At 41.0% G+C, this 11,073-nt stretch carries 10 protein-coding genes and 1 pseudogene; 6 read left to right on the top strand and 5 right to left on the bottom strand.

The genetic code is table 11. From position 1 onward, the window contains the following. Both IQ230_RS20180 and IQ230_RS20175 read right to left on the bottom strand, forming a co-directional pair. Positions 1-109: pseudogene (locus tag IQ230_RS20180) on the bottom strand (photosystem II q(b) protein); the annotation flags it as partial. A gap of 263 nt (positions 110-372) precedes the next feature. Next, a complete protein-coding gene (locus IQ230_RS20175; RefSeq protein ID WP_322742503.1) occupies positions 373-714 on the bottom strand; it encodes a histidine triad nucleotide-binding protein in 342 nt (113 codons plus the stop codon). A gap of 73 nt (positions 715-787) precedes the next feature. On the opposite strand from IQ230_RS20175, the gene IQ230_RS20170 reads away from it, so the two are divergent. Further along, complete coding sequence (locus tag IQ230_RS20170; RefSeq protein ID WP_193934037.1) at positions 788-2,308, top strand: YifB family Mg chelatase-like AAA ATPase; 1,521 nt, start codon at positions 788-790, stop codon at positions 2,306-2,308. Positions 2,309-2,425: 117 nt separating this feature from the next. On the opposite strand, the gene IQ230_RS27970 is transcribed toward IQ230_RS20170, so the two are convergent. Together IQ230_RS27970 and IQ230_RS20165 are read right to left on the bottom strand one after the other, a co-directional pair. Beyond that, positions 2,426-2,587: a hypothetical protein gene (locus IQ230_RS27970; protein ID WP_407646691.1), complete on the bottom strand. Its 162-nt coding sequence runs from the start codon at positions 2,585-2,587 to the stop codon at positions 2,426-2,428. Positions 2,588-2,793: 206 nt separating this feature from the next. Further along, a complete protein-coding gene (locus IQ230_RS20165; protein ID WP_193934036.1) occupies positions 2,794-3,345 on the bottom strand; it encodes a response regulator in 552 nt (183 codons plus the stop codon). A gap of 490 nt (positions 3,346-3,835) precedes the next feature. Here IQ230_RS20165 and lipA point away from each other — a divergent pair, with 490 nt between their 5' ends. Beyond that, positions 3,836-4,732, top strand: coding sequence for a lipoyl synthase (gene lipA, locus IQ230_RS20160; RefSeq protein ID WP_193934035.1), 897 nt, complete (start codon positions 3,836-3,838; stop codon positions 4,730-4,732). A gap of 191 nt (positions 4,733-4,923) precedes the next feature. Further along, positions 4,924-5,061 carry a photosystem I protein PsaX gene (gene psaX / locus IQ230_RS20155; RefSeq protein ID WP_099703320.1) on the top strand — a complete coding sequence of 46 codons (138 nt, stop codon included), beginning with the start codon at positions 4,924-4,926 and terminating at the stop codon, positions 5,059-5,061. Positions 5,062-5,187: 126 nt separating this feature from the next. On the opposite strand, the gene IQ230_RS20150 is transcribed toward psaX, so the two are convergent. After that, on the bottom strand, positions 5,188-6,054 hold the full coding sequence (locus tag IQ230_RS20150) for a branched-chain amino acid ABC transporter permease (protein WP_193934034.1): 867 nt from the start codon (positions 6,052-6,054) through the stop codon (positions 5,188-5,190). Positions 6,055-6,467: 413 nt separating this feature from the next. Here IQ230_RS20150 and hrmK point away from each other — a divergent pair, with 413 nt between their 5' ends. From hrmK to IQ230_RS20135, 3 genes are all read left to right on the top strand, one after another. Beyond that, positions 6,468-8,324, top strand: a complete 1,857-nt coding sequence (gene hrmK / locus IQ230_RS20145) for a hybrid histidine kinase/response regulator HrmK (RefSeq protein ID WP_322742501.1) — start codon at positions 6,468-6,470, stop codon at positions 8,322-8,324. A 63-nt stretch (positions 8,325-8,387) separates the two neighbouring features. Further along, positions 8,388-10,616 carry an ATP-binding protein gene (locus tag IQ230_RS20140; RefSeq protein ID WP_193934033.1) on the top strand — a complete coding sequence of 743 codons (2,229 nt, stop codon included), beginning with the start codon at positions 8,388-8,390 and terminating at the stop codon, positions 10,614-10,616. Positions 10,617-10,622: 6 nt separating this feature from the next. Continuing rightward, positions 10,623-11,069 carry a response regulator gene (locus IQ230_RS20135; RefSeq protein WP_193934032.1) on the top strand — a complete coding sequence of 149 codons (447 nt, stop codon included), beginning with the start codon at positions 10,623-10,625 and terminating at the stop codon, positions 11,067-11,069. Positions 11,070-11,073: the final 4 nt, after the last annotated feature.

Genomic DNA, 11,073 nt, shown 5'->3' with positions numbered 1-11,073 from the left:
TCAGTACTCCGAACCAGCCTACGTATAGGCGATTGTCGGTTGATGTTACCCAGTTGCAAAACCTCTCCCACAACGAAGCGCTTTCGCGTCTTTGTAGAGTTGTTGTCATACTATGATTGCTTTTTGTCGTTATTTAAACCCAAAAAGGGTAGGAATACTTCCTTATTTCTTAGCTTAAATGCTTCATTGAGATTTGTAAATCTTTTAAATATAAGCTTTCCTTATGAAAAAGATTTATTGTTCTTTTACGGTTAGCTGATTGCAAAGCGAGCTAATGTAGAGATATTTGGTGAGTTCGTAACTAGGGGTCGCTAGCCCCGAATAAAAAATTGTGGAGTCTGGTTAATATTAATAGCTAGTTATGTTGACACATTAGCCAGGAGGCCACTTCATATGCCTTCCACCTAAAATATGGAGATGTAAATGATACACCGTTTGACCGCCATCAAGTCCAGTGTTAATGACTACACGATAACCATTTTCTAGCCCCGCTTGCTGTGCGACACGCTTTGCTGTTAGTAGCAGATGACCCATTAATGCATGATCTTTTGATTCAGCATCGGCTAATTTTGCAATCGGTTCTTTAGGAATAACAAGGATGTGTACTGGGGCTTGCGGATTAACATCCTTAAAAGCAAGTGCTAGGTCGTCTTCATAAACGATATCAGCGGGGATTTCTCGCCGAATAATTCTGCTGAAAATAGTTTCTGTGATTTCACTCATACTGATCTATGTTTAATTCTGCTAGAGATTTTAAAGGGTTATTGTTCTGGAATAAATAGTACTGATGTTAGCGCGGGTTTGGAGTGCATCAATTGTCGGCATTGATGCTTTGAAGGTGGGTGTAGAAATCGATGTAGCTGGCGGATTACCAGGAATTGTTGTTGTAGGACTACCTGACACAGCAGTACAAGAATCGCGCGAAAGAGTGAAAACAGCGCTCAAGAATGCTGGATATGCTTTTCCCATGCGTAAAATTGTGATTAACCTGACGCCTGCTGATGTGCGTAAAGAAGGTCCTAGTTTTGATTTACCAATTAGTGTTGGTATATTAGTGGCATCTGAGCAAGTCAGCGCTCAGCTTTTAGGAGATTATCTTTTTCTAGGTGAAGTTTCTCTTGATGGTTCGCTGCGCCCTATTGCTGGGGTATTACCGATCGCAGCTACTGCTGAGAAACTAGGTATTGTAGGTTTAGTTGTTCCTGTTGATAATGCTCAGGAAGCCGCAGTTATAAAAGATGTATCAGTTTATGGTTTTAAGCACTTGTCTGAGGTGGCTGATTTTCTCAATAACCCACAGCGCTATCAGCCAGTGCAGAGCAATGTACAGCAGTTAAGTAAGACGCGCTCGTACAGTGGAGATTTAAAAGACGTCAAAGGTCAAGCTCATGCACGCAGGGCATTAGAAATTGCCGCCGCAGGAGGACACAACTTAATTTTTGTAGGACCTCCAGGGAGTGGAAAAACAATGCTAGCTCGCCGTTTACCAGGGATTCTACCACCGTTGAGTTTTGCCGAAGCTTTGGAAGCAACACAAATTTACTCAGTCGCTGGATTACTAAAAAATCATGGTTCTTTGGTAAGCGATCGCCCATTTCGGAGTCCACATCATTCGGCTTCTGGTCCCTCACTTGTCGGTGGTGGTAGCTTTCCCCGTCCTGGAGAAATTTCACTAGCACATCACGGTGTCCTGTTCTTGGATGAACTAACAGAATTTAAACGTGATGTCTTAGAATTCTTGCGCCAGCCGCTTGAAGATGGCTACGTGACTGTATCGCGGACGAGGCAATCCGTCGTTTTTCCAGCACAGTTTACCTTGGTTGCGAGTACAAATCCTTGTCCGTGTGGTTATTATGGCGACTCAATTCAGCCATGTACCTGTTCGCCACGACAAAGAGAGCAATATTGGGCAAAACTTTCGGGTCCATTGATGGATCGCATTGATTTACAAGTTGCTGTAAATCGCTTGAAACCAGAAGAAATTACGCAGCAGTCTACTGGAGAAAATTCAGATAGTGTGCGACAAAGAGTACAAGCTGCACGGAACCGCGCACTACAACGCTTCGATTCAGAAATTCGTTGTAATGCTGCTATGCAAAGTAGCCATCTGAAAACTTGGTGTCAGTTAGACGCAACTGCATCTACTTTACTTGAAGGCGCAATTAGAAAATTAGGCTTATCCGCACGGGCAAGCGATCGCATCCTCAAAGTTGCTCGTACGATTGCTGATTTGGCTGGCGATGAAAATTTGCAAGTTCATCATGTTGCTGAAGCAATTCAGTATCGTACTATTGACAGAATGCAGTGAATTATTGCTAACACTGCTCATAGACATATATTGACAGACCTATATGTATAAATCGTCTTTCTCATCCTAAATCCTGGATTCGCCCCGTTCCCCAATTCTAGAGATAAAAACTCGAACTTAAGAGTGTGGGTTCGTCACACTTCGTTTAGGGAGTCGAGGGAGTCTGCAATTCTTATGATGACGATGGATGTGAGTGGGTGGGATTCCTGCAAGCTTACGGTATTTAGCGACTGTTCGGCGAACATTATTAAATGCTCTAGAGTCTAGCTTTTTCTGAATAGGTTGTATGCGCAGTCATGCGACACGTTATCTCTGTGTGCAAAAATGATGTCAAAACAATTGATAAATTGGCATGACCAAATGTAGTTATCTACAACTGAGTAAAGTTTGAGCCATTTGATTTAAGCACTTAAGTCAGAAGCTACAGCAAAGACTGTAGCTATTGAGCAGACAATTAAGTAAAAACTCAGAATAAGCACTTAAGGCTAGCTAGCACGCTGATGTAGCCAGGATACTAGTTGTGTCATTTGTTTTTTTAACTGATTAATTTCTGCTTGCATTTTTGTAACTTTTTCAGTTAAGATTTCCAGCTCACTTGTATTTGTATCTTCTAGAGGAGCTTGTATAACAGTAGTATTGCTAGTAACTGATTTACGTGGCAGCTTTGCTTTGTACATTGCTGACTTAATTGCTGCAATTAATTCTTTTTGTTCAAAAGGCTTAGAGACAAACTCAAAATATTCAAAAGGTTCCTGAATTTTCTCTATGACTTCTTCCTTACGCCCAGACATTAAAACAAGAGGGATTTTTTGCCAAGTATTATTTTGTTGAATTTGTTGAAAAACTTCCCATCCACTCAGTTTTGGTAAAAGAAAATCTAGCATGATTAAGCTGAGAGATTCTTGAGATATGAGTTTTATTCCTTCAACACCATCCCTGGCTTCTAAAATCTCAAAATTGCCAGGGGGTAACATTTCTTTAACTCGTGCTCTGATAACTCGGCTATCATCAATAACGAGTATTTTATTACTTGCCACAGCGACGACTCCCTTAAAATAAAATTAATGCATAATAAACTTTCCATGTAATTACAATTACACGGTATTCAAACAACGAATGATAAATACTATCAGCGTTTTTTTGCTAATACTAGGAAAGTAGATTAATAATTTGTGTACTTGTCCCTATTTGTTGCTTGTGCTTAACAGTGATAACCTTGGAATATAGAAGTTGCCAGGATGACATTTCTCCTATAATTTATAACGATAACCTTATAGAATAAAATTAACGCTGCTACCGATCTCAGTCCAAGGGAAATTTTACTGATAACTACACTAAGGCTATTTTCAGCAAATTGATGATTTAAGTAAAACTACGGTAGTCATGAGTACACTTGATTTAAATCTGCAAACTTGTCTACTGAAAAATGCAGCATTAGTCATGTATAGCTGTAGGTCGCAAGCAACATTTCGGAGATAACCTAGTTGTGTAGGAGATTACTTAAACTAAGTTGCTAAATTTTAGCTTATGACTAAGTTTGCTTCTAAACGCAATCTTGAGCTTACAGTACCAACATGGGTACGCCGTTCGATCGGAAAAGCGAGTGAAATATCGACAGTTCAAAAAATTATCAAGCAACGTCAAATTCATACTATTTGCGAAGAAGGTCGCTGTCCTAATCGCGGTGAGTGTTATGCTCAGAAAACAGCATCTTTTCTCTTGATGGGACCAGTTTGCACTAGAGCCTGTGCTTTTTGTCAAGTAGATAAAGGTCATGCACCAATGCCATTAGATCCAGACGAACCGCGCAAGGTAGCAGAATCTGTACAGTTATTAGGATTGCGTTATGTAGTGCTTACTTCAGTAGCACGTGATGATTTACCCGATCAAGGTGCAAGTTGGTTTGTCAAAACAATGGAAGCAATTCGTGAAGATAACCCTGAGACACAAATTGAAGTGCTAACAGCAGATTTTTGGGGCGGTCATTCCCAAGAAGCAGGACAACGCGATCGCATTGCTACAGTCGTCAAGGCAAAACCGACGTGTTATAACCACAATATCGAGACAGTCCGTCGCTTACAAGGACCTGTACGCCGTGGCGCCAAGTATGAGCGATCGCTGCAAGTTCTCCAAATTGTTAAAGAAATTGATGCGAGTATTCCTACAAAATCCGGAATAATGCTAGGACACGGCGAAACTGAAGCTGAAGTGATAGAAACCATGACAGACTTGCGCGCATTAGAGTGCGATCGCCTCACCATTGGTCAATATCTGCGCCCTTCTTTAGAACACCTCCCAGTGCAAAAATACTGGACACCTGAAGAATTTGAGCATTTAGGCGCGATCGCTCGTGAAATCGGGTTTACACACGTTCGTTCTGGCCCTTTAGTACGCAGTTCATATCATGCTGGAGAAGAGAGTTGATGGGTAGAGACTGAGGAAGCTGGGGGAGTTATGAGTTCTCAGTGTTGAGTTCTCAATGAGAAGATTCAACTCAAAACTCTTTCACTAGCTACTCACTCCTCGTCCCTTTAAAAATATTTCTAGAGAAATGTACTCAAAGAAACCAATGTTTGGTATTTCTTAGTAAGTTACAACATTAGGAGTTGAATCTTATGACTGCTCAAGCTACCAAAGATGCCACGATTAAGACAGGTAATCCTCCCTATCCATATCGGACTATCATTTCCCTTATCTTACTAGCGGGCAACTTCTTAATCGCTGCAATTTATTTCCGCGTCATTAATCCTTAGTCTACTTAAATTTTGAGGATTAGGGAGCTAGTTGGATCTCAGGTGAGTGTCATTACCGTAAACTAGCGTTGTTAGGTGTTAGAGGAATTGTCTTTCCGCTAGCGCTTAACCCCTAACCTCATACATTCAGATGGTTCCTCTAAATAGACCTTTGGGACGAATCAGTAGCACCAGAATCATAATTAAAAGTGCTACTCCTTGTTTGTACTGGGAACCGAGAAAAGGCGTGCTGACTTCTTGGGAAATACCAATAATAAAAGCAGCAGCGATCGCACCATATGGATTACCAATTCCCCCTAAAATTACAGAAGCAAACATTGGTAAAATAAGAAACCAGCCCATGTTAGGGCGTACTGCGGTAATCAAGCCATACATACTACCGCCTAATGCCGTTAAACTGCCAGCAATCACCCAAGTCCAAACCACAACTTGGTCAACATTGATACCAGAGACTCGGGCAAGATCGATGTCATCAGCAACCGCACGCATTGCTTTACCAACTTTTGTATTCTGCAATAAGTAGTGCAATGCCAAAATGACTAGCACTGCTAAACCAAGCACAATAATTTGATTTTGAGGAACTTTAAGACCAAAAATATCTCTTGCAGGAGAAATAGGCAGATTGTAAGCTTGATTGCTACCACCCCAAACAAAGACAATGCCATAGCGCACGAAAAGTGCAAGTCCAATTGAGAGAATAATCAGTGTTGTAGAAGTCGCACGATAAGTACGCATTCGCGACCAAAGTAGCTTTTCTGCTAGTAGCATCGCGGCTATAGTACCAATTGCTCCGATGAAGATAGAAAGCCAAATATTCACTCCTACGGTGTTAATAACGAGCGTGAGATAAGCTCCCAGCGTCATAAAATCTCCGTGAGCAAAATTTGCCAAACGCAGTATTCCATAGGTTAGTGTTAATCCTACTGCAGCTAAAGCAATGATGCTACCTACTGCAATTCCATTGACGATAAGTTGGGCTTGTTGTACGTCCATTTGATTAATTTGCGAGTCGAGTATGAATTGTACTTAAGGGGACAACAATAATCTATGGTTGTATCATGAATCACATGGAGGCAGGCAAGATGCCTACCCCGCGTCTCAATATTTAATTTGGTCAGCCTACTCATCTGGTTTGGTTTCATATCACAACTTTCTTGTGAAACATAGATAACAATAAATAGAAAATTTCCTTCTCACTCAAGTCACTGAAGCTTAAGTAAGTTAAAGAAAAAGCATTCAGATGATTCAATTGGGGAAATTTGGGGAATACATAATTATGAAGGGTTTGCTTTGCTGATTGAGTTAAATCATGATGGTGTTTCAACCTGATGCGTACTCACTAATTGAGCTTCTTTGAATGGCTTAAAGCTTTATGCGGCAGTTTAGTACTACTAGAAGGAATACAAGTGGACGCAACACCTATTGAAGAAAAGGTTGCTAGTTCAGAGGTGCTGCAATTTCAGCAGTTGCTTGCTGATTTGTGGCTAGAACGTAGTTTAAACGAGTTACAAAGTCGAATTAATAGCTGCTTAGCTCGAGCTAGGAATAGTCAACAATCTTTACAAGAGTTGGAATCTGAAGTTTTTCAAACACTTGTACGTCAACTTAGCGTTTCTTTCAAAACAAACAAAGTCGCGATCGCACTTCCTAAGGGCTTATCGCCACTTGCTGTTACTCATAACACTGACGATCTTGTGGTACTGACTGAACTAGACTATCAAATTTGCTATACTGCCTTACCGATAGATGCTACAACACAATTGGAGCAATCCACAGGAGTATCAAGCAAACAACACAAATTTTGGCAACTAGAACAAGTCATCTCACTTCAAGATTTACAAAAACTTCAGAATCAAAAGCCCAAATCTGCATGGGTGTTACAAGATGAGCGAGGAGTTCTTGCTTGGGTGACGATCGCTACAGCAGCGTTACCAATTAATGCAACGTTTACAGAAAAGTTAAAAAGACAACTTCAGCCGCAATTGATTGAGCGATCGCTGAATGCAACTATGCAAGCTATTGTACAATTGCAGCAATTACAAGCACTAACCGTTAAATATCAACAATTAGAAATTCAAAATCGCGATCTGTCGCGGACTAACAAGTTAAAAAGTGAATTTTTAGCAAATACAAGTCATGAAATTCGTACTCCTCTCAGTTCAATTCTTGGTTTTACACATCTTTTAAAAGCACAAGGATACAATCCAGAAAATCATAGACATCAAGAGTATCTCAACATTATTCTGACTAGCGGTCAACACCTTTTAGCATTAATCAATGATATTTTAGATTTATCCAAAATTGAGGCAAATCAGCTAGAAATTGCCAAAGAAACTGTCAATATTCCTGAGCTTTGCCGTAGTGCAATTGGTTTAGTCAAAGAAAAAGCCAGTGACAAAAATCTACAACTGCAACTAGATATTGATCCTAACGCTACTACCTTGGTGGCAGATTCGTTGCGTTTAAAACAGATGCTGTTTAATCTGCTTTCCAATGCCCTCAAGTTTACCAACAAAGGTGCAGTCGGCTTACAGGTTCAACAAAAAGGTGTATTTATCCACTTTACAGTATGGGATACAGGTACAGGAATTGCCCAAGAGAAGCAGTCGCAACTATTTCAGCCTTACGTTCAAATTTCTAACGTCGTTGCTGGGCGTCAAGAAGGAACAGGTTTAGGGTTAGCTTTGACACAGAAACTCGCACAACTTCATGGTGGTTGGGTAGAAGTCCAATCAAGAGTAAATCGCGGTTCAAAATTTACAATTGTTCTTCCTTTAACAGCAGCAGTTGCTAACACTGCAGCCGAGGTACAAAAAGGCGATCGCAATTCTTCAGAAGGCGAGTCGCGAGTATCTGTAAAAACAACTGCTCCTCAAATTCCGGCGTCCAAAGTTGCTACTGTGATGTTGGTAGAAGATAACTTTCACAACGCTAAGTTGATGACGACGTACTTGCGGAAGTTAGGACACCAAGTTATTTGGGTAAATAGCGCTGCACAGATGTGGGAAGCATTGCCAAAAAAGAAACCAACAGTTATTTTGATGGATGTTCATTTACCTGATGTGGATGGACTAACCTTAGTCCAACAACTACAAGCCAATGAGGAGTATTGTCAGATTCCCGTAATTGCTCAAACCGCAATGGCAATGAAAGGCGATCGCGAAACTTGTCTAGCCGCAGGAGCAATTGATTATATTTCTAAACCAATTGATCTGCAGGCTTTGGCAAGCTTAGTAGACAAGTACAGTGATCCAAATCACTGATATTTTGTGGAGAAAGCCGAACGCTAGTGTGGGGACTAATCTCCTACCTAGACTAGATATTCCATGTCACGTCATTTTAATAGTCTTCGTACCCGCCTTAACTGTCTTGTCCTCCTTGCTGTTTTACCAGGGTTAGGACTCACGCTTTATGCTTACACGAAAGAACTGCAGTTACGCAAGGCTTACATACGGGAACAAGCCGTATTGTTAACACGGGTTGTCAGTACTCATCATCAACAAGTCATTACCGACACCCAGCAGTTGCTCGCAATTTTAGCACAGCTACCTCAAATTCAAAGTAGTAATAGGATTTGTAGCACTCTATTGAAAAGTTTACAGCAACAGTACCCGCGTTATGCATCTTTGGGAGTTGTACAACGCAGTGGTAACGTGTCGTGCAGTTCTACTCCCAGCCAAAACGTTAACCTTGCAGATCGCTCTTGGATGCGAAATGCTATTCAAAAACAGCAGTTATCTGTGAGTGATTATCAAATTGGTCGCATGACTCGTAAGCCAGTCATTGTTTTTGGCTATCCTGTCATTAATACGACAGATCGACAAGTAGAATCAGTTGTTTTTGCCTCCTTGGATTTAGCGTGGCTAAACCAATTCATTGCTCAAATTAAACTACCACCTAGTACTTCTTTAATTATTGTTGACTTCAAAGGTATCGTTCTTGCGCACTATCCCAGATCCGAATGGGTAGGCAAAGCACCTAACTTGCCAATCATTCAAAAAATTTTGGCACAAGGTAACGGCGTGGTGGAGATTGTTGATGTCGATAGAATTCCTCGTTTGTATGCCTTTAGTAGCTTGAGTGACTTACCGCAAGTTAACGCTTATATGGGTATTGGGCTTTCTGAAAAGGCTCTGTTTGCTATTGCTGAGCGGAATTTACAACGCAATCTACTGGGGCTAGCCATGATTACTGCTGGTGCGATCGCAATTTTGTGGATTGGGAGTAATGTGTTTATTCTGCACTGGATTAGACGGTTCACATATACAATTAATCGCTTGGCGGGTGGGGATTTCACAGCCCGTATGACCTTAGAACATATTCCCCAGGAAATGCGACAGCTTGCTAATACGTTCAATAGCATGACAAGATCGCTATCCAGCCAGATTGCACAACGCAATCAAGTTGAGCAAGAGCTTAAACAAGCAAACGAGCGCTTTCAACTTGCGACAGCAGCCGTTAACGCGATCATCTACGACTGGGATCTGACTAAAAAGACAATTACTAGAACCCAAGGGCTATTTGATGTTCTTGGCTACAGTACAACAGAAGCTGATTCTACTGACGATTGGTGGTTTGAACGCATTCATCCTGACGAGCAAAAGTATGTTCGCAACTACATTGCACAAGTTCTGAAAAGTGCTTGTACTGATTTCTCTTTGGAATATCGCATCCGTAATCGAGATCGTCAGTACATTTATGTCTGGGAAAAAGGATTGATTGTCCGCAATACCAATGGCAACGCAGTGCGTGTTGTAGGTAGTATCTTGGACATTACTGAGCGCAAGCAAGCTGAAGCTGCACTCAGCCAGATGAATGTTACGTTAGAGCAACAAGTGCAAGAACGAACTGCCCAACTAGCAGCAACGAACCAAGAACTTGAATCATTTTGCTATTCAATCTCTCATGACTTACGTGCTCCTTTACGGCACATTACTGGTTTTGCGGAGGCGCTAGCACAGCAACTAGAACGCGATCGCACCGCTGATGTCAAAGTTAATCGTTATATCGAAGCTATCCAAAGTAGTAGCGAACGAATGACGATGTTAATTGATGGCTTACTGACACTTTCTCGCGTAGGTAGAAAGCAATTAGTAGAGCAACCTGTCGAGCTTTATACGTTAGTAGAAACTGCAATTTCTTTAGTAATGAGCCAAGTTGAGGATTCCCCCAGCCGTGCTATGGAGTTTAAGGTGGATCGCTTGCCTACAGTGAGAGGAGATCCAACATTGATTCAACAGATCTTTATTAATTTAATTGATAACGCTGTTAAATTCAGTCGTGATGCACAGCCAGCAATTATCCAAATTGGTTCTTTATCAGATCGTACTTTGTTTGTTAAAGATAACGGTGTTGGGTTTCAAATGGAATATGCCGATCAGCTCTTTAGTGCTTTTCAACGCCTACATTCGCAAAGGGAGTTTACAGGCACAGGGATTGGTTTAGCAATCGTACAGCGCATTATCCATCGACACGGAGGCACAATTTGGGTTGATAGTCAACCGAATCAAGGAACTACTTTTTATTTTAAACTCGGGCAAGTGGTTGAGGACTAGATTATTGTGGAAGTTGAGCCATCTCGGATTCTTCTTGTAGAAGATGAACCTTTGAATGTTGAGCTTTTTCAACTAGCTTTAGAAAGCTATCATTTTGTGAATCAAATTGATATTTTAGATGACGGTGAACAAGCACTACAATACTTATTAGGAACAGAAGGTAGTTTGCCAAATTGTCCTTTACCTGATCTGATCTTATTAGATCTCAAACTACCAAAAATTAGTGGAATTCAAGTTTTACAAGCAATTCGCGCTCATCCTCGCACTCGCGATATTGCCGTAGTTGTCTTAGCGTCTTCTCAAGATGACAAAGACTTAAATGCTTGTTACGCTCTAGGAGTTAGTGAGTGTGTTACCAAACCTCTTGGATTTGAAAAATTTATCAGTATAGTTCGTCAAATTGGCTTGTGTTGGGTTTTACTCAAAAAGCCACTGCTACCACCTGAATTTTAGAGGC

Source organism: Gloeocapsopsis crepidinum LEGE 06123 (assembly GCF_015207655.1).
Lineage (GTDB): Bacteria > Cyanobacteriota > Cyanobacteriia > Cyanobacteriales > Chroococcidiopsidaceae > Gloeocapsopsis > Gloeocapsopsis crepidinum.
The sequence above is the reverse complement of the archived record's forward strand: the minus strand, read 5'-3'. Positions and strand labels throughout refer to the sequence as shown.

Excerpts from the sequence above, each read along its gene's own strand:
- IQ230_RS20150 (WP_193934034.1), bottom strand. The coding sequence starts at position 6,054 with ATGGACGTACAACAAGCCCAACTTATCGTCAATGGAATTGCAGTAGGT.
- IQ230_RS20170 (WP_193934037.1), top strand. The coding sequence starts at position 788 with ATGTTAGCGCGGGTTTGGAGTGCATCAATTGTCGGCATTGATGCTTTG.
- IQ230_RS20140 (WP_193934033.1), top strand. The coding sequence starts at position 8,388 with ATGTCACGTCATTTTAATAGTCTTCGTACCCGCCTTAACTGTCTTGTC.
- lipA (WP_193934035.1), top strand. The coding sequence starts at position 3,836 with ATGACTAAGTTTGCTTCTAAACGCAATCTTGAGCTTACAGTACCAACA.
- psaX (WP_099703320.1), top strand. The coding sequence starts at position 4,924 with ATGACTGCTCAAGCTACCAAAGATGCCACGATTAAGACAGGTAATCCT.